Raw genomic sequence first — 18,286 nt, 5'->3', positions numbered from 1 at the left:
CAAATGGAATTTAATTTATTGTTAAAATCTCTACATAAACATATTGAACTAAGTAAAGAAGAAGAAGAGTTTTTTGTTTCTTTAGTAAGCTATAAAAAAATTACTAAAAAAGAAAAACTGTTAATTTCAGGTGGTATATGTTTATCTAAATTTTTTGTAGTAAAAGGTTGTATAAGAAAATATTATATAAATACAGAAGGAAAAGAAAGAGTTTTTGAATTTGGTATAGAAAATCAATGGATTTTAGATATGCAAAGTTTTTGGAAAGAGACATCTTCTATTTATACAATAGAAGCTATTGAAAACACTGAAGTTTTTGAATTAAAGAGATCAGATATAGATAAATTATTAATAAAAGTTCCAAAGTTTGAACGTTACTTTAGGTTGTTAGGAAATGAAATGTTGTATAAAAAAGAGAGAAGAATAAAACAAAGTCTTTCTTGTTCAGCTAAAGAAAGATATAATGACTTTTTAAGTGATTACCCAAAAATTGAGTTGAGGTTATCACAAAGGCAAATAGCCTCTTATTTAGGGGTAAGTCCAGAGTTTTTGAGTTCACTTCGTAATAAAAATGAAACAACAAAACCTTAATACAGATTAAGGTTTTGTTGTTTAATCGGGGCTACTTTTGATAAAAAAATCAAAAAAATGACAATACCCGATCTAACAAATGTTTTACTATTTATTATAGCTTCTATTTTTTTAATAATTACACCTGGACCAGCTATTGTTTATATTATAGCACGAACAGTAGAAAAAGGATATAAAGCTGGAATATTATCTGTATTGGGTATTGAAGCTGGAACATTTATTCATGTTGTTGCGATAACCATAGGGTTTTCAGAAATTTTAATCCATTCTAGATTTGGGTTTACTATACTAAAATATGGAGGTGTGTTTTATTTAATAATTTTGGGAATGAATAAGATACTTAAAACTAAAGGGATTTCAAAGAAGAAAAAAAAGACAAAAGAGCCATCAAAGAATGTGTTTTTTGGCGGTCTTATTATTAGTTTTTTTAACCCTAAATCTATTTTGTTTTTTATCGTTTTTCTACCTCAGTTTATAACAATTTCTAAAAAGGGAGAAGCGTCCCAAATATTATTTCTGGGATTAATTTTTATATTAATAGCAATACTTTGGGGAATTTTTGTAGTATCAATATATACTAAATTTATAAAGTATTTTAAAAGAGATTTTTTTAAGCCAAATACTCAAAGTTACGTTATTGGAGCTATTTATATAGGTATAGGATTGTTTTCTTTAATGTTTTTCACTAAAATGTAACTTTCACTAATATGGCATCAATATTTGGACATGCACTAACGGCTGTAGCTTTAGGAACTAGCTTTTCAAAAACCATTCAAAATAAAAAGTTTTGGATATTAGGCATTATTTGTGCCATTTTACCTGATGCTGATGTAATGGGATTTAGTTTTGGTATTAAGTATGAAAGCTTTTGGGGGCATCGAGGCTTTTCTCATTCTTTTGTATTCTCAATTTTACTAGGAGGAGTTATTACATTTCTCTTTTACAGAAAACATTTTTTGACTAAAAAGGGAGTGTTATATATACTTTTTTTTACACTTTGTACGATGTCTCATGCTATATTAGATGCCTTAACTAATGGTGGGCTAGGAGTAGCCTTATTTTCTCCTTTTGATAATACACGTTACTTTTTTTCATGGAGACCAATTCAAGTTTCCCCAATTGGAGCTAGTAAATTTTTTAGTAAATGGGGGTTAAGAGTTATTTATAGTGAACTTATTTGGATTGGTATTCCTGCTATTTTATATATTGCACTGAACTTATTTAATAGGCGAAAACAAAGCACCAATGCAAAACAATCACATTAAAAATATTTTAGGATTATTATTAGCCACACTTTTTATAAGTACTTCTGGTGTTTTAGGTAGGTATATTGCTATGCCTTCAGAAGTAATTATATGGTTTCGTTCATCTTTTGCTATGGTATTTTTATTTGTGTTTTGTAAATACAAAAAAATAGATATTCGCATAAAATCATCCAAACATTATGGACCATTTATTGTTGGTGGTGTTTTTATGGCTGCACACTGGATTACCTATTTTTATGCTTTAAAATTATCAAATGTTGCCATTGGAATGTTGTCTTTATATACATTTCCGGTTATGATTGCTTTTTTAGAACCTTTGTTTTTTAAAATAAAATTTAATCCTATTTACCTTGTTTTAGGGGTTTTAGTTTTGGCTGGTTTGTATATTTTATCGCCAGATTTTAATCTCGAAAATTCAAATGCACAAGGCATTTTGTTTGGATTATTGTCGGCCCTGTGTTATTCAATAAGATTGCTAATTTTAAAGCAATACGTACTTCAATACAATGGAGTAATGTTAATGTTTTATCAAACACTAATAATAACAATATGTTTACTGCCAGTATTGTTTTTTATGGATATTTCAGGTTTTCAAACTCAATGGCCATATTTATTATTGTTAGCATTGCTAACAACCGCTATTGGTCATAGTTTAATGGTACATTCGTTACAGTTTTTTTCAGCATCAACTGCAAGTATTATAAGTAGTGTACAACCTATATTTGGTATTATATTGGCTTTTTTCTTCTTAAAAGAGATGCCTACTATCAATACCTTTATAGGAGGTAGTTTAATTTTAGCTACTGTTGTTATTGAAAGTATAAGGAGTAAGAGAAAGTAACTTATAAGCTATTGGATAATAGGGATTAAATTATTTTGTAAGGGCTGTTTTTTAGTTTCGTCTAACGATACAACTAAAAACTACCTATCATGCTAAAATTAAAAACTACCTTCTTTGGGTCAGCTATGCTTTTGTGCTTTTCATTTGTAGCAAAAGCTCAAACTCCAATTAGTGGATTTTATCCTCAAAAAAACAGCTTTACTATTGCTATGAGTTACTCTAATAAAAGTTACGATAAGTTTTATCGTGGAGCTACTTTAACCGACACTAATCCAGCTAATTTAGGAGAGATTTCTTCGTCAATTGTAAGTGTTTATGGAGAGTACGGAATAAATAATTGGCTATCTGCCATTGCTTCTTTTCCATACATCTCAGTAAAAAGTGGTGAAGGTAATGTAGATCCTGTTCATCAAAAAAGTAAGGTAAGTGGTATTCAAGATTTATCTCTTTTTTTAAAAGCAAGATTATTTGAAAAAAACTTTGATGATGGTGGTAAATTTTCTTTTGGTGGTTCCACTGGAATTAGTTTTCCTCTTAGTAATTATGAAGGAAACGGTATTTTATCAGTAGGAAATAAAGCAACTGCTATTGATGGTTTAGTTGTTGCTCAATACACAACAAACTTTAATTTATTTGCTGAATTACAATCAGGATATAGTATTAGAAGTAATTCTGACTTTACAATCCCTAATGCATTATTGTATAGTGTAAAACTTGGTTATTATAACGAGTGGATATATGCACATGCAAAGTTAGGTATTCAAGATGCTACATCAGGTTATGATATTGGATCTGCTGAGTTTGGAGCTAACGGAGGGCCTCTTGCTTTATCGCAAACAGAGGTTGATTATACTAACTTTTCTTTTGATGTATATGTTCCAGTTTTTAAACACAATTTTGGTTTTTCTGCTGGATATGGATTTAATTTGGATGGACGAAATTTTGGAAATGAAAGAGGTTTCTCTTTAGGGTTAGTGTACAAAAACTAAGGAAAATAAATTTTAATAAGTTAAAAAACGTGTTTGATACCTCAAACACGTTTTTTAGTTGTTTTAATAATGTTTTATTAGGATGTTTATAAAATAGTATCGTACTTTATAAAATGTTTTTAATTAGATATTTAACAATACTAACAATGGTAGTTGTTTTTGGTAGTTGTAATAAAAAAGAAGCTATCATTAACAAAGAAACTATTTTAAAGAAGAGTATTCAGTTTCATGATCCTAAAAATGAATGGGAAACTTCTCATTTTAAAGTACATATTCAAGAGCCAAGAATAAGAAATCCATATAGATACTCGATTGTTGAGTTAAATAATGCCTCTGATTTTTTTGAATTACAACGTAATAGAAATAAACATGTTTCAATTCATAGAATAAATAAAAAAAGTTCTATTACTTTTCTTGATGGAAAAATAATTACAGATTCTGTTTTAGTAAAAAAATATAGATTAGAACCTACGAGAAATAAAGGGTATCATCGATTTTATAAAACCCTTTTAGGCTTACCAATGTCATTGCCTTCTGAAATTAAACAAATAGACTCTGTAGAAGAAACCCTTTTTAATTCTACAAAAAGTTATAAACTATCTATAGAATTACACAAAGAGCTATTTTCAAAACATTGGATATTATATGTAGCAAAAGAAAACTTCAAAATACTAGGTTTGGAAATGATTTTTCCAAATAACCCAGAAAAAGGTGAACGATTAATTTTTGAGGGAAAATATATGATCAATTCAATAAACATCCCTAGAATTCGTCATTGGAGAGAGTTAAATTCTAATTATTCTGGAAGCGATATTTTAATAAAATAAATTAAGAAACTCTCATGTTCTCATAGTTACGTTTTACAAATTGTAATGCGGTTTCTAATATTTCTCCCATACTTGAGTTCTTTTTAAAAAGAACATCTTTGGTGAAATCGAAAATTTGTTGTTTTAATATTTTCACGTTTTTTTCAGTAGAAACTATATCATTTTTCATACAAGAAACTAGTTCTTGAATTCTAGTTTCAGAACTTAGAATACGTTTAGCAACAATAGATCTTTCTTCTATTTTGTATTGATTAATAGAAGCTTCTTGTAGTTTTTGACCTACTAGGGTTACCATAGGGAAGTTTTCTTTGAAAAACTGAGGATAATATACTTTAAATTTACCCTCAAAGCATTGTTGGTCAAAATCAATAGCCCTAATTTTATAAACTACATGGTCAAAATCATGAGTAGGAACAATTACATAATTATAAGAACGCATATCGCCCAATAAACGAATCATACAACGTTCATTAAACTTTACAAACTCTTTAGCTATTTGAGCTTTTTCAGACTCAGTACATTTAGGTAAAAAATCTTTAATAAAATCATCACCAGGTATTCCAGCAATATGTTCTTCAATTAAAGTGTCTTTATATACCAAAAAATTAAGATTATAGGGAGATAAAATATGTTCTAATTCTAATCCATATATTCTAGAAGCATCAGTTTTTTTTACATAAAAATAAGTATAGTTATCATTTAAAACATTACGAATTTTTACTCTAAAAGGTTTTGAATTACCAAAGGTGCAATAATCAATAGCATCGACATTTAAATAAGGAATGGTATCATCATTACCATTTGAATGTAAAATAGTATATACTTTTTTTAGGCTTAAATCTATCTCTTGACGTTCAAATTCTGAATAATACGTACGTACCCATAAGGTGTCTTCATCGTTTTTATCATAAACCACAATAGATCCTTGAAAACGTAATAAGTCATCATAAAAAATGGGAATTTTAATGTTCCTACTATGCTCAATTAAGTAATTGTTTAATTGATTAGTTACAGGAAACGCAGGTTTTTTTTGCGACATTAATTTTTCTTCAGAAGACATAGATGGGTTTTTCTCAAAAATAGATAAATTAATATTAGTTTTGCCTTTTTTTAATTATAAACAATAAAAATGAAAAAGAGATTTTTTAATTTAATACTAATATTTGTTGTTTTGACATCATGTAGTTCAGAAGATGTTATAGATACTAAGCTTACTGTTTGTTTTGAAGTTGATAAAATGGTTGTTAAAGTGAATGAACCAGTTACTATTACAAACTGTTCAAAAAATGCAGTTTCATATCTTTTTGAGTATGATTATAAGAAAACAACAACAGAAAAAAATCCTGTATTATTATTTGATAATGACGGTGAAAAAAAAGTAACTCTAACTGTAAAAAACAGTAAAGGGGAGTTTTTAAAAAAAACAATTAATATAACAGTAACAAACGTAAAAAGTAGTTATGTAGAAGTGCCTTCTTTTCTTGGAGATAACTTTTTTCCAATAAACTCAGGAGTGTATAATAGTAAACTGTATTATATAGAGAGGCATACTAATTTTGCTTCTAATTCTTCAAAAAACGTGTTTAATTTTGTGGAGTTTGATTTTGCTACTAAAAAATTTACTAAAAAATATATTGCTGATAAGTATTACAATGCAAGTAGAGCTTTTGTAAATTTTTTAGAAAACTCAACTAAAAACATTGTTTTTTCAAGAACATTAAGTGATAGAAATGGTGGAAAAGAGGTTTTATTAGATGCTACTTGGAATAGCTTAAAAAACGAAAATTTTTCTTATAAAGCTTATTATGGTTTTATGAAAAAATCAGATCAATTTTTATACTATGGTTCGTACAGAGATAAAGATTATCATAACCCTACAATTGAAATTAGAGATAAAGAAGGTAAGTTTATAGAAAGAAAGATATATAATCAAATAAAGCAAGGTTTTATAGGTGCTATGTTAAAAACTAGTACTGGGTATATAGCTTTTGGTGGGCAAACAGAACCAATTGATTTTTCAACTTTTAAAAATTATAAACCTATAATATTATTTTTTAATGATAAATTAGAGTTCTTAAGCCATAAAACTTATGATACTGAATTAGGTGGGGTCGTTAAAACAAATAATGATTTAAGTGGTGTTTTCAATTTAAAGAAATTAAATAATGGTAATTACGTAGCTTATAGTCATAGTGAACTTAGGATTATTACTAAAGAAGGAAAAGAATTAAAGAAGGTCAATTTTTCGGGGTATTACACTTCCAGAATACAATCATTGATAGTTGTAAATGATGGATTTATAATTACAGAAGATGAATTTATTAGAAAGTATTCAAATGATGGAGTTGAGTTAAAGTCATTTAAATTTAAAGGAGATTTTACACCAAATTTAATTGAATATGACAATAAAATTTTCTTCGTCTCAGGTTATAATACTACTGAAGAAGTTGCTGGTATCGGTAACTTATCTTTAGTTAAAACCTTTATAGGAGCAGTTGATGAAAACCTTAATTTGATTAACTTAAATTAAAAAAAAGAGCCTATAATTAGGCTCTTTTTTTTAAAAGAATAGTTTATTAAACCTCAAACATTTTACCAGGTAAAGGGGTAATAACATTTTTTAATTCCATTTGGATAAGAATAGAAGATAATTGATAAACAGGAATGTCACAATCTAAAGCTATAATATCTAATAATTGTTTTCCTCTTATAGTAAGATAGTCATATACTTTTTGTTCTTTTTCATTTAAGTTTACAAACAGTTCAATTTGTTTTGGTGCAGATGATGGTTGTAAGTCCCAATTAAGCATTTTAGCAATATCGTTGGCTGAAGTTAGTAAATGTGCTTTGTTAGATTTAATAAGATCATTACAACCAGTACTAAAAACGTCGGTTGCTCTTCCTGCTAAAGCAAAAACATCTCGGTTATATGAATTTGCAATATCTGCTGTAACTAATGAACCTCCTTTTTTAGCCGATTCAATAACTATAGTAGCTTGTGATAACCCAGCTACAATACGATTTCTTTTTAAAAAATTTTCTCTAACAGGTTGTTCATCATGCCAAAACTCTGTTATAAATCCTCCATTTTTATTTACTGAATGAATATGTTTTTTATGAGTTTTTGGATATATTTCTTCTAATCCATGAGCTAAAACAGCAATGGTTTGTAAGTTGTTTTTAATAGCGTTTTTATGAGCGCAAATATCAACACCATACGCAAAACCACTTACAATTATTGGATTGTATTGTGTTAAGTCTTTTATAAGTTCAACACAAAATTCTCTTCCATAGGAAGTAATATTTCGTGTGCCCACAATTGCTAAAATTTTAGAATTGTTGAGGTCTATGTTTCCATCATTAAAAATTAAAATAGGAGCATCAATACATTGTTTTAAATTATTAGGATAATCATTGTCAAAAAAGTATGAAAATGAGTAGTTATTATTATCTAAAAAGCAGAGTTCTTTTTCAGCTTTATACAATGTTTTTTTGTCAAATAAATGCTGCAAAATATGCGAACCAATTCCAGGTATTTTTGCAAGTGATTTAGGAGACTCTTTATATACTTGTTCTGGGCTACCTGTAGCAGAAATAAGTTTTTTCGCAACAATATCTCCTACGTTTTTTGTAGCCTGTAGCCTAAGAATGGCCAGTAATTTTTCTTTTTTCATAGCGCAAAAAATTGAGTATCAATATACAAAAAAAGTGTTAATAAGTATTCTAATAAAAAAATAGAAACAACTATTAAAATTACTAGTTTTGTTTTTATGACATTAGCCAACTACATAAACGAATTATTATATAGATACGACTGCGTAATTGTTCCTAATTTTGGAGGGTTCGTAACCAATAAAATTGGTGCAAAAATAAATGCTTCTACAAGTACTTTTTATCCGCCTAAAAAGAAATTAACACTTAATGCGTATTTACAACATAATGATGGTTTATTGGCAAACCATATTGCTTCGGTAGAAAAAATTTCTTTTGAAAAAGCTACTGAGAAAATTTCAATTGAAGTTACTAAATGGAAGGAACAATTAGAAACTTCACTTGTTAAGGTTGATAAAGTTGGTACGCTTACTTTAAATGAAGATAAGCAGTTAATTTTTGAACCTAATAATAATAGCAACTTTTTAGTAGAATCTTTTGGTTTATCAGAGACTGAATCCAAAGAAATTAAACGATTCAATGAAGAGGTTAAAACATTACCTTCATTAGAGGAAGATGAAACTAAAAAAGTGATTCCTATTTTTGTTAAAAGAGCGGCAGTTGCAGCGGCAGTTGTTGGGGTTATTTATACTGGATGGAATGGAGTTCAAAATAAACAGCAACAAAAAATGCTAGCTAGTCAAGAAAAATCTTTAGAGAAAAAAATACAATCAGCAACTTTTGTAATAGATAGTCCATTACCTACAATAAATTTAAATGTAACAAAAGAAGAAGGAATAAACTTTTATATTGTTGCAGGTGCATTTCAAGTAGAAGAAAATGCTGTTAAAAAGGTTGAAGAATTAAAAAAACAAGGGTTTGATGCAAAAATTCTTGGTAAAAACTCTTGGGGATTAACGCAAGTAGCATTTGATGGTTATAAAACTAAAGAATTGGCTCGTAAGGAATTATTACGCATAAAAGAAACTGTTTCTGAAGATGCGTGGCTATTAGAAAAATAGTCTTTTTTATATCTTTTTTTAGCTCTTTTATTTTGTTGCATTATGTATATCTTTGCATCAAACTTATAAGATGAGAGCAAAAGCACCTAGAGAATCGTTAACTACACTTACGGATTTAGTTTTACCTGGAGAAACAAATTATTTAGATAATCTTTTTGGAGGTGAATTATTAGCACGCATGGATAGAGCGTGTAGTATTGCTGCTCGTCGTCATTCTAGAAGAATTGTGGTAACTGCTACAGTAAATCATGTTGCTTTTACAAAGTCTGTTCCTGTTGGTAGTGTTGTTACTATTGAAGCAAAGGTTTCACGTGCTTTTAAATCATCAATGGAAGTTTATGTTGATGTATGGATAGAAGACCGTCAATCTGGAGAGAAAACAAAGGTAAATGAAGGTATATATACATTTGTTGCTGTTGATGAAACTGGAAAGCCTGTACCAATTCCACAAATTGAACCAGAAACAGAATTAGAACAAAAACGTTATGATGGCGCTTTACGTAGAAAGCAATTAAGCTTGGTTTTAGCAGGTAAAATGGAACCAAAGAACGCTACAGAGTTAAAAGCGTTGTTTACGTCTTAAAAGGCTTTAAAACGTTTTAAAAATGTATAAAAGAAATTAACCTTTTGATTAAATTTCTTCTATATCACCATTTTCAGATAAAATAATAGCAACTGATTTTGTTTTTTCGAATTGTGAAAATATAATAATCATGATTACTGTTATGGGTACACTTAACACCATACCTGTAATACCCCATATTTTACCCCAAACAGCAAGTGATATTATAGTTACTAGAGGACTTAAGTTTAATGATTTTCCAAAAAGTTTAGGTTCTATAAAATTACCAACAATTACTTGAATACTTCCTACGGCAAATAAAACAATTAAAAAAGGTGTTAACTCCCCAAATTGTAATAAGGAAAATATGGCAGGAAAAACCGTACCAATTAAAGATCCTATAGTTGGTATATAGTTTAATAAGAATATTAAAAATGCCCAAAAGGGTGCGCTATCAACACCTACTAAAAGTAAAACAATATAACTTAGAATACCTGTAAGTAAGCTCACATATGTTTTTAAGCGTAAATAGTTTGAAATAGACTCTTCTATCTTACTTAACATGGTTTGCATATTATTATAATTTTCCTCGTCGTTAAGAAACATTTTATGCAATTTCTTTTTTAAGCTAGATTCTTCTAAAAATATAAATAAGGCATAAATTATTATCATAAAAGTATCACCTAAAATACTACTGATACCATTTGCAATATCACCTAAAATAGATCCATAATTAAATTTTCCAATAAAACCTTTTACAGATTTAATAATATCAACATGAAAATAACTATCAACTTTAGTAATGATAGCATCAATATTAGGTTCGTATTTTGGATATGATGAGGTTAATGTGGTAATACTATTTGTTATTATTTCAGAAATAAAACTAAAACTAAGTATGATTAAAGTGAAAACAAATACATTAGATAGCCATTTAGGAATATATTTCTTAGTTAATGGAATACGATATATAGTTTTTCGTATTTCTCTTGTTAAAAACCAAAAAATTAAAGCAAAAATAAAAGGAATTAGAATTCCTTTTCCAATAACTAATGTTGCTAGAATAGCTATAGTAATAACGATAAAGTATGCTGCGTTTTTCACTTCTTCTTTTGATTATAAACTTTTATTGTATCCAGTCAGAAGGATTCAAACGGTTCGTGTTTTTATATAAAACAAAACTTAATTTAGTTTTACCTGTTATTTTATCAGTAAATATTTTACCAAGTTTGTCACCGGTTTTAATGGCATCTCCCTTCTTTACATATACTTTTTCTAAATTGTTATACGTAGAAATATAATTACCATGTTGAACGTAAACTGATTTTCTTCCATCTGCATGCCTTTGAACAACCAGTATTTTTCCATTAAAAATACTTTTAGCATTTGAGTTTTGTTTTGTTACGAAATGCAATCCAGGACTGTTTATTTTTATTCCAGGAAATGTAGGGTGAGGTTGAACACCATATTTTCTAGTTATAATACCTTTTACAGGCCAAGGTAAATTACCTTTATTTTGCTCGAAGCTAGCAAGTAAAACTTTTTCTTCAGCATTTAAACTAAATTCAGTTGATTTTTTAGTTCCTTTTTTCTTCTTTTTATTTGATCTAGCAATAGCATCTCTAATTAATTTATCAATTCTAGCTACTACTCTTTTTTCTTCTCTTTGTTTTCTTAAAAGATCTCTTTTATATTTCTTTTCTTGTTTTTTAATTTTCGAAATTAATTTCTCTTGATTTTCTTTATCACTTTCAATTTCTTCTTTATTTTCTTTTTCCTCACCAACTAAACGTTTTTTGATTTTTTTTCTAGTAAGTAAAGAATCATTTAACTTCTCTATATCTTTTGTTTTTACAATAATTTCTTCTCCTTGTTTTTTTCTGAAATTATTGTATTGCTCCATGTATTTAAGCCTTTTATAGGCTTGGTAAAAACTTTGAGAAGAAAGTAAAAACATAGTTTTACTTTGTAAAGATTTACTTTTATGTGTTTTTACAACCATATCAGCATAATCTTTTTTAAGCTTAACTAATTGCTCATTATAGTTTACTAATTGCTTTTTATTTTTTTCAATTTCTTTATCAAGTGTTTCAGTTTCAAGTTCAATTGTTTCAATTAAACGCTCTCTAATACTGATTTTTTGATTGATGTCTTTTAAATCATCTAAGGCATTACTTTTTTTGTTTTTTGTTTTAAAAAGCAAAGTATTTACCTGTTTAATTTCTTTTTTTATATTAAAACGTCGTTTTTCAAGTTCTTTTCTTGTTTGTGAATAAGAAGAAAAACTACTAGTTAAAAGCAGACATAAAAATGATATGTAAAAAAGAGATTTTTTCATTTATAACTGTATTTCTTTATATCCTTTTGGAATTGAAAAATCAACATTTAAATTAGTATTAAAATTAACAGATCGTACCGTCATATTAATATTAGTAAATTTAGAACTTTCTTTTGCTAAGATGTTTATTTTGTTAGGAAAAACAATGTTTTCTTTATTCATATAAGTAGGATATGAAATATCTAAGCGTTGATTTTTAATAGCGTTTACTAATGATTGCTTATCTAATTTGTAATGTAATGGATTTATATAGAAAAATACATCAAACAAATTAGGTTGTTTTTTGGGTGATAATTGATACGAATTTTTGATGATTTCAACGTTCTGACGCTGTGATTTTACATCAAATATTGCTTGACCAAGTAACATGTTTTGAAGTTGTTTAAAATTTATGTCAGTACCAAGTAATTTTTTTAACATCGAAAAATCACCTTCAAAATAATTCTTCTTATAAGGAGAATAAAAACTAACCTTTGTAGGAGTTATTTTAGCTTTAAAAACAGTAATAAACTTAGTTCCTTTTAACCAAATTACTTCATCTTTTTTTATTTTCATTCTTACTGAAAAACCTATATTCTCCTTATTGTCTTTGTAATTTACTTTTAACTTTGCGTCAATAGTTCTTTTTTCAAAATTTTCAGCTGTGTGTTTTTTAGCAACTCTTCTAGCTGACATTTGTTTTACAACTTTGGTTGTAGTTATTGACTTATTTGATTTACACGAAGTAAAAACAACTAATAAAACAAGTATGTATTTTAATAATTTCATTCTTTTATAGGTTTGAAAAATTATTTTTTTATTTTTTTACGATACTTATTAGCATTTTTAGTGTCTCCAATACCTTGATAGGATTTAATAAGCTCATTATAAAAGTTAGTTTGCATAACAGGATTATCTATCACAAAATCAATACCATTTTGTAAACTAGCAATAGCTTTTTTATATTCTTTGCTTTTATTGTTTGCTCTTGCATTCATTAAATACACTAAAGGTTGTGCAGGAAAGAGTGTTATACCTTCTTTACTATACACTAGTAATTTAGAATTGTTTTCTAAATCTAACTTTGTAAGTAGTGTTTTTAATGTAGAAAAAGATTTATTTTTTTTGAATTGACTTTCATAGTTAGCCTTGGTAGTATTATCAATATTTTTTGATAATTGATTTTTAGTATTGTTAGGATGGGTCAACCTTTTTTTTATTCGCCTAAGTCTAGGAGATAATAATTTAGCAGCTTCAAGCTCAGCTAAAACTGATTTAGCTGAATCAATATCGTTTTTTTGTAAGTATAAATAGACTAGATATTGTTTTTTTTTAGGATGCTGTTTTGAAATGTTTTTTTGTATTTCTACAGCTTGATCTAAAGCATTATTTCTTCTGTACACTTGAACTAAATGCTCAGAAATCCAAAGATTATTTGGTTTTAAAACTAACGCTTTATTAGCATACTCAACAGCTTCAATATATTTATTTAACTTGTGATAGTTTTTAGAAAGCTCAAAAAGAACACTTACATCATTTGGAATAAGTTGATTACACTCATCTAAACTTTCAATAGCTTTTTGATGGTTGTTAATGGCTTTATGAGTGATTGCTTTAAAAAAATGTTTTTGAAAATCAATACTTTTTTGCTCATCAACAGAAGCAGCTAAAGGAATACTGTCTTGAGAAAGTAATGAAGAAGGAATGAGGAGTAAAATGAAAGTAAAAAAAGCACAAAAAATATGTTTACTAATTTTACTTTCAATCCAAATTTTAAAGTTTTTTTTATGTAAGTTCTGTATAATCACCTATGCTTACTGATGTATATTTACCATTATATTTTGCATGATTACCAATCATAGCATTATCTAAATTAGCATTAGATATTTGAACATTGGTTTGAATTAATGAATTTACAATAGTAGAATCTTCAATTACACTATTAGCCCCTATAGAAACATAAGGTCCAACTTTTGTGTTTTTTAAAACTACATTTTCTCCAATGTAACAAGGTTGTATAATTTCTGAATTTTCTAATATAACGTCTTTTGATACTAAATTATTACCATCAGCTTGTTCAAAAGTTAATACTTGTTTATTAGTATCCACTGTTGGGTTTTTTTTACCACAATCCATCCAAGCATCTACTTTTCCAGGAATAAACTGAGCTCCTTTTTGCTTTAAATTTTCTAAAACTTCAGTTAATTGAAACTCTCCAGAAGGTCTAATATCATTATCAATTAAATAATTAATTTCATTTAATAATTTATCACCATCTTTAAAGTAGTAAATTCCAATAATCGCTAAATCAGAAACAAATTCTTTTGGTTTCTCTACAAAGTCAGAGATTACACCTTCTTTTAATTTTACAACACCAAAAGCACTAGGATCTTCTACTTGTTTTACCCAAATAGCACCATCTGCATTTGCATCTAATGTAAAATCTGCTTTAAATAAAGTGTCAGCAAAAGCTACAACGCAAGGTCCACTTAAAGAATTTTTTGCACAATGAACTGCATGTGCTGTACCTAAAGCTTCTTCTTGTACATATACATTTCCTTTTGCTCCTAAACTAGAGGCTATTTTTAAAAGTTCATCTTTAGTATTTGAAGGAAAACCTTTTGCTGCTGGGCCAATAATAAAAGCTATTTCTTCAATAGGTTGATTAACAACAGAAGTAATATCTTCAACTAAACGTTGTACAATAGGTTTACCAGCTATAACAGTCAATGGCTTAGGAATAGTTAAAGTATGAGGTCGTAATCTAGACCCAATTCCTGCCATAGGAACAATAATTTTCATATGTTTCTTTTTTAATGCTGCAATATACTATTAAATAATCTTTGAAAAAAGTTATAACCCTTTTGGAATTGCTTTAATTAACGTTTTTGTATACGTTGTTTTAGGGTTGTTGTAAATAATATCGGCATCATTTATTTCTTCAATAAGCCCTTTATTCATAACAACTAATTGATCGGCCATATATTTTACAATTGATAAATCATGAGAAATAAAGATATATGTAAAATTAAATTCTGATTTTAATTGATTTAATAAATTAAGAACTTGTGCTTGAACAGATACATCTAAAGCAGATACAGATTCATCACAAATAATAAGTTTGGGTTGTAAAGCGATAGTGCGAGCAATTCCAATTCTTTGACGTTGACCTCCAGAAAACTCATGAGGATAACGATGAAAATGATCGGCTTCTAAACCTACTTTTTTAAGAAGATTTAAAACATATTCTTTACGCTCCTTATTAGATGTTAAAATATTATGAACTATCATAGGTTCTATAATAGCTTTTCCAACAGTAATTCTGGGGTTTAAAGAAGAAAAAGGATCTTGAAATATAATTTGAATTTCTTTTCTTAGACTTTTTAAGTCCTTTTTTGAAAGTTTTGTAATATCATTTCCTTTGTAAATTATTTGTCCAGAGGTTATTTTTTCTAGTTGTAAAATTGTTCTACCTAAGGTTGTTTTTCCACAACCACTTTCTCCTACTAAACCTAAGGTTTCTCCTTCATAGATTTTAAATGAAACTGAATTTACTGCTACAACTTTATTTTTCTTAGAGAACCATGAGCCATTAGTAATGAATTCTTTTTTTAAATCAATTATTTCTAATAAAGGAGTTTGATTGTATATTTTTTGATGAAATAACTCTCGTTCTTCATTAGTATACACTGTATTTTTAACAGTACCATTGATAAAACCACTAATAGTAGGTAGTTTTTTTAGCCGTTTATCTATAGTTGGTTTTGATTTTATTAATGCTTTTGTGTAGTTTTCTTTTGGATTTAAAAAAACAGATGAAGCAGTTCCTTTTTCAACAATGTTCCCTTTATACATAACAACAACTTTATCTGCAATTTCTGAAACCAAAGCTAAATCATGAGAAATAAAAATAATGCTCATTTTATGTTCTTCTTGAAGTTCTTTTAATAGTAAAATAATTTCTTTTTGAACAGTAACATCAAGAGCTGTTGTAGGTTCATCAGCAATTAAAACTTTAGGTTTACATGCTATTGCCATGGCTATCATAACTCGTTGCTTTTGCCCTCCGCTAATTTCATGAGGATATGAATTATATAATTGTTCTGGCCTTGGTAGTTTTACTTTTTTGAATAATTTAATTACTTCTTGCTTAATTTCTTTATTGGTAAAAGAATTATGTTGGTGTAAAATTTCTGCTACTTGAAAACCACAAGATAAAGTTGGGTTTAAAGAACTCATGGGTTCTTGAAAAATCATAGCGATTTCCTTTCCTCTAATTTTTTGAAATTCATTTTCTTTAAGAGATAGTAGGTTTCTGTTTTCAAAAAGAACCTCTCCTGAAACTGTAGCGTTTTTAGTTAATAAACCCATAATAGCTAGTGAACTAATAGATTTTCCACTACCACTTTCTCCAACAATACCTAAAATTTCATTTTTATATATTGAAAATGAAACTTTGTTTAAAATTTCATTTGTTTTAAAAGAAATAGATAAATTTTTAATATGTAGCATTTATAGGTGTTTTTTGTAAAAATAACCTTTTTTATTAGATTTTATTTTACGAATAATGTATCGAATTGAGGCTGTTTGTTGTTTTATTTTATAAATTTTATATATTTGCCGAACTTTCTATACATTTTTATGTAAAAAACAATAAAATAATTAATAATTTAACTTAAAACCCTTCTAATATGAGACAAAAAATTACTTTGTTATTAATGTGCGTATTTTTTGCTGGAGCTACCTTTGCCCAACAGAAAAGAACTTGCCATGCAATGGAAGACTTGGAAAATAGAAAAAGACAAGACCCTACATTACAAAAAAGAATGGATGAAATTGAAAGATTCACCCAAAGAAAAATCAAAGAGAACAACAATACCAAGAGAAAAATTTCTGGATCAATAATTACACTACCTGTAGTAGTTCATATATTATATACAAATTCAACTAATAATATTAGTACGGCACAAATTCAATCACAATTAGATGTGTTGAATGCTGATTTTAGGAGAACAAATTCAGATAGAACTAATAAATGGTCACAAGCTGCTGATACTCAAATTGAATTCAAATTAGCAACTATTGACCCTAATGGTAACCCTACAACAGGTATTACTAGAACTTCAGTTAGTAAATCTACTTGGGATCTTCAAAATCAGAGCACTAGTAATGATATGAAGAAATCATCTAGAGGTGGAGTTGACCCTTGGAATACTTCTGAATATCTTAACATGTGGATTGTTGATAAATTAACAAGAGGTTCAGGTACAATTTTAGGATTTGCTCAATTTCCAGGTGGAGCAGCTTCTACTGATGGAGTAGTAATGGCTGACCAGTATTTTGGTACAACTGGTACTGCGCAATCACCATTTGATGGAGGTAGAACAACAACTCATGAGGTTGGACATTTTTTAAACTTACGTCATATATGGGGTGATGGACCATGTGGTTCAGATGATTTTGTATCTGATACACCAGAATCTGATGCAGCTAATTATGGTTGTAAAACTGGTCATACTTCTTGTGGTTCTGAAGATATGGTTCAAAATTATATGGACTATTCGGATGATACATGTATGAACTTATTTACATTAGGACAAAAAAATAGAATGCGTGCTGTATTAGAAGCAGGTGGTTCTAGACGTAGTTTAGCGTTATCTGATAAGTTTGGTAGTGGAAGTGTTTGTAATGCAACAGTACCAACAGGAGTTTCAACAAGTGGAGTTACTGCAACAGGAGCAACAGTAAACTGGACAGCAGTTTCAGGAGCAACGTATGATGTTAGATACCGTCAAGCTGGAACTAGTTCATGGACAACTAATGCATCATCAACTACATCAGCTACATTAAGTGGATTATCAGCTTCTACACAATATGAAGCTCAAGTTCGTAGCAAGTGTTCATCAGGAAACTCTAGTTATAGTGCTTCAGTAAACTTTACAACTACAGCAGTACAAATAAACTATTGTGCATCTAGTGGAAATACATCATATGCAACAGGAGTTACAAGAGTAGTATTCGGGTCTATTAATAAAGCTGATGGACCAGCTAAAAATGTTGGATATGAAAACTTTACTAATTTAAGTACTACAGTATCTCAATCTTCATCAGTAAACCTTACAGTATCAGTAAATACTGATGGTAATTATAGAGTTGATGCAATAGCATGGATAGATTGGAATCAAGATGGAGATTTTGCAGATAGTGGAGAAACATATGAT

The 18,286-nt window shown here is 28.3% G+C and carries 18 protein-coding genes (1 of these 18 running past the window's edge); 10 read left to right on the top strand and 8 right to left on the bottom strand.

Features of this window, described 5'->3' with window-relative positions:
* Window positions 1-3 precede the first annotated feature (3 nt).
* From ACKTTQ_RS04500 to ACKTTQ_RS04475, 6 genes are all read left to right on the top strand, one after another.
* Entirely contained in the window at window positions 4-591 is a 588-nt protein-coding gene (locus ACKTTQ_RS04500; protein ID WP_408048519.1) for a Crp/Fnr family transcriptional regulator, read from the top strand.
* A 57-nt stretch (window positions 592-648) separates the two neighbouring features.
* The gene (locus tag ACKTTQ_RS04495) at window positions 649-1,287 is read left to right on the top strand and encodes a LysE family translocator (RefSeq protein ID WP_093869542.1); all 639 of its coding nucleotides are present in this window, start codon (window positions 649-651) and stop codon (window positions 1,285-1,287) included.
* A gap of 11 nt (window positions 1,288-1,298) precedes the next feature.
* Window positions 1,299-1,856 carry a metal-dependent hydrolase gene (locus ACKTTQ_RS04490; protein ID WP_299132855.1) on the top strand — a complete coding sequence of 186 codons (558 nt, stop codon included), beginning with the start codon at window positions 1,299-1,301 and terminating at the stop codon, window positions 1,854-1,856.
* A complete protein-coding gene (locus ACKTTQ_RS04485; protein ID WP_113786256.1) occupies window positions 1,837-2,697 on the top strand; it encodes a DMT family transporter in 861 nt (286 codons plus the stop codon). The genes ACKTTQ_RS04490 and ACKTTQ_RS04485 overlap by 20 nt, the downstream gene beginning before the upstream one ends.
* Before the next feature lie 89 nt (window positions 2,698-2,786).
* Entirely contained in the window at window positions 2,787-3,686 is a 900-nt protein-coding gene (locus ACKTTQ_RS04480; protein WP_408048518.1) for a hypothetical protein, read from the top strand.
* 113 nt (window positions 3,687-3,799) lie between these two features.
* Window positions 3,800-4,513: a DUF6503 family protein gene (locus tag ACKTTQ_RS04475; protein ID WP_113786254.1), complete on the top strand. Its 714-nt coding sequence runs from the start codon at window positions 3,800-3,802 to the stop codon at window positions 4,511-4,513.
* Between the two features lies 1 nt (window position 4,514).
* Here ACKTTQ_RS04475 and ACKTTQ_RS04470 read toward each other — a convergent pair whose 3' ends face one another.
* Entirely contained in the window at window positions 4,515-5,573 is a 1,059-nt protein-coding gene (locus tag ACKTTQ_RS04470) for a hypothetical protein (protein WP_299132867.1), read from the bottom strand.
* A gap of 69 nt (window positions 5,574-5,642) precedes the next feature.
* On the opposite strand from ACKTTQ_RS04470, the gene ACKTTQ_RS04465 reads away from it, so the two are divergent.
* On the top strand, window positions 5,643-7,043 hold the full coding sequence (locus ACKTTQ_RS04465; protein WP_408048517.1) for a PKD domain-containing protein: 1,401 nt from the start codon (window positions 5,643-5,645) through the stop codon (window positions 7,041-7,043).
* A gap of 46 nt (window positions 7,044-7,089) precedes the next feature.
* Here ACKTTQ_RS04465 and dprA read toward each other — a convergent pair whose 3' ends face one another.
* Window positions 7,090-8,187 (bottom strand): DNA-processing protein DprA, encoded by a 1,098-nt coding sequence (gene dprA / locus ACKTTQ_RS04460; RefSeq protein WP_299132871.1) that lies wholly within the window; start codon window positions 8,185-8,187, stop codon window positions 7,090-7,092.
* A gap of 96 nt (window positions 8,188-8,283) precedes the next feature.
* Here dprA and ACKTTQ_RS04455 point away from each other — a divergent pair, with 96 nt between their 5' ends.
* Both ACKTTQ_RS04455 and ACKTTQ_RS04450 read left to right on the top strand, forming a co-directional pair.
* Window positions 8,284-9,186, top strand: coding sequence for an HU domain-containing protein (locus ACKTTQ_RS04455; protein ID WP_408048516.1), 903 nt, complete (start codon window positions 8,284-8,286; stop codon window positions 9,184-9,186).
* Between the two features lie 70 nt (window positions 9,187-9,256).
* Window positions 9,257-9,769, top strand: a complete 513-nt coding sequence (locus ACKTTQ_RS04450; RefSeq protein ID WP_093869552.1) for an acyl-CoA thioesterase — start codon at window positions 9,257-9,259, stop codon at window positions 9,767-9,769.
* 48 nt (window positions 9,770-9,817) lie between these two features.
* Here ACKTTQ_RS04450 and ACKTTQ_RS04445 read toward each other — a convergent pair whose 3' ends face one another.
* From ACKTTQ_RS04445 to ACKTTQ_RS04420, 6 genes are read right to left on the bottom strand one after another with little or no spacing between them, the layout of a single operon-like run.
* On the bottom strand, window positions 9,818-10,852 hold the full coding sequence (locus ACKTTQ_RS04445; RefSeq protein WP_408048515.1) for an AI-2E family transporter: 1,035 nt from the start codon (window positions 10,850-10,852) through the stop codon (window positions 9,818-9,820).
* A 22-nt stretch (window positions 10,853-10,874) separates the two neighbouring features.
* Window positions 10,875-12,086, bottom strand: coding sequence for a murein hydrolase activator EnvC family protein (locus ACKTTQ_RS04440; RefSeq protein ID WP_093869554.1), 1,212 nt, complete (start codon window positions 12,084-12,086; stop codon window positions 10,875-10,877).
* Window positions 12,087-12,854, bottom strand: a complete 768-nt coding sequence (locus tag ACKTTQ_RS04435; RefSeq protein WP_093869555.1) for a DUF4292 domain-containing protein — start codon at window positions 12,852-12,854, stop codon at window positions 12,087-12,089.
* A gap of 20 nt (window positions 12,855-12,874) precedes the next feature.
* Entirely contained in the window at window positions 12,875-13,873 is a 999-nt protein-coding gene (locus tag ACKTTQ_RS04430; RefSeq protein WP_408048514.1) for a tetratricopeptide repeat protein, read from the bottom strand.
* Window positions 13,851-14,867, bottom strand: coding sequence for a sugar phosphate nucleotidyltransferase (locus ACKTTQ_RS04425; protein WP_408048513.1), 1,017 nt, complete (start codon window positions 14,865-14,867; stop codon window positions 13,851-13,853). The genes ACKTTQ_RS04430 and ACKTTQ_RS04425 overlap by 23 nt, the downstream gene beginning before the upstream one ends.
* A gap of 51 nt (window positions 14,868-14,918) precedes the next feature.
* The gene (locus tag ACKTTQ_RS04420) at window positions 14,919-16,577 is read right to left on the bottom strand and encodes an ABC transporter ATP-binding protein (protein ID WP_408048512.1); all 1,659 of its coding nucleotides are present in this window, start codon (window positions 16,575-16,577) and stop codon (window positions 14,919-14,921) included.
* A 179-nt stretch (window positions 16,578-16,756) separates the two neighbouring features.
* Between ACKTTQ_RS04420 and ACKTTQ_RS04415 the strand changes: the two genes are divergently transcribed.
* Window positions 16,757-18,286: the 5' portion of a GEVED domain-containing protein gene (locus ACKTTQ_RS04415; protein ID WP_408048511.1), read on the top strand. It continues 1,173 nt past the right edge of the window; 1,530 of the gene's 2,703 nt are visible here — the first part of the coding sequence; its start codon is at window positions 16,757-16,759; its stop codon lies off the right edge, out of view.

This window comes from Tenacibaculum halocynthiae (genome assembly GCF_964512825.1).
Classification (GTDB): Bacteria; Bacteroidota; Bacteroidia; order Flavobacteriales; family Flavobacteriaceae; genus Polaribacter; species Polaribacter halocynthiae.
Note: the sequence above shows the minus strand (reverse complement) of the source record. Positions and strands in the feature narration are given on the sequence as shown.

Bases quoted from the DNA above. Each gene is read 5' to 3' on its own strand.
- ACKTTQ_RS04500 (WP_408048519.1), top strand. From the start codon at position 4: ATGGAATTTAATTTATTGTTAAAATCTCTACATAAACATATTGAACTA.
- ACKTTQ_RS04495 (WP_093869542.1), top strand. From the start codon at position 649: ATGACAATACCCGATCTAACAAATGTTTTACTATTTATTATAGCTTCT.
- ACKTTQ_RS04490 (WP_299132855.1), top strand. From the start codon at position 1,299: ATGGCATCAATATTTGGACATGCACTAACGGCTGTAGCTTTAGGAACT.
- ACKTTQ_RS04485 (WP_113786256.1), top strand. From the start codon at position 1,837: ATGCAAAACAATCACATTAAAAATATTTTAGGATTATTATTAGCCACA.
- ACKTTQ_RS04480 (WP_408048518.1), top strand. From the start codon at position 2,787: ATGCTAAAATTAAAAACTACCTTCTTTGGGTCAGCTATGCTTTTGTGC.
- ACKTTQ_RS04475 (WP_113786254.1), top strand. From the start codon at position 3,800: ATGTTTTTAATTAGATATTTAACAATACTAACAATGGTAGTTGTTTTT.
- ACKTTQ_RS04470 (WP_299132867.1), bottom strand. From the start codon at position 5,573: ATGTCTTCTGAAGAAAAATTAATGTCGCAAAAAAAACCTGCGTTTCCT.
- ACKTTQ_RS04465 (WP_408048517.1), top strand. From the start codon at position 5,643: ATGAAAAAGAGATTTTTTAATTTAATACTAATATTTGTTGTTTTGACA.
- dprA (WP_299132871.1), bottom strand. From the start codon at position 8,187: ATGAAAAAAGAAAAATTACTGGCCATTCTTAGGCTACAGGCTACAAAA.
- ACKTTQ_RS04455 (WP_408048516.1), top strand. From the start codon at position 8,284: ATGACATTAGCCAACTACATAAACGAATTATTATATAGATACGACTGC.
- ACKTTQ_RS04450 (WP_093869552.1), top strand. From the start codon at position 9,257: ATGAGAGCAAAAGCACCTAGAGAATCGTTAACTACACTTACGGATTTA.
- ACKTTQ_RS04440 (WP_093869554.1), bottom strand. From the start codon at position 12,086: ATGAAAAAATCTCTTTTTTACATATCATTTTTATGTCTGCTTTTAACT.
- ACKTTQ_RS04435 (WP_093869555.1), bottom strand. From the start codon at position 12,854: ATGAAATTATTAAAATACATACTTGTTTTATTAGTTGTTTTTACTTCG.
- ACKTTQ_RS04425 (WP_408048513.1), bottom strand. From the start codon at position 14,867: ATGAAAATTATTGTTCCTATGGCAGGAATTGGGTCTAGATTACGACCT.
- ACKTTQ_RS04420 (WP_408048512.1), bottom strand. From the start codon at position 16,577: ATGCTACATATTAAAAATTTATCTATTTCTTTTAAAACAAATGAAATT.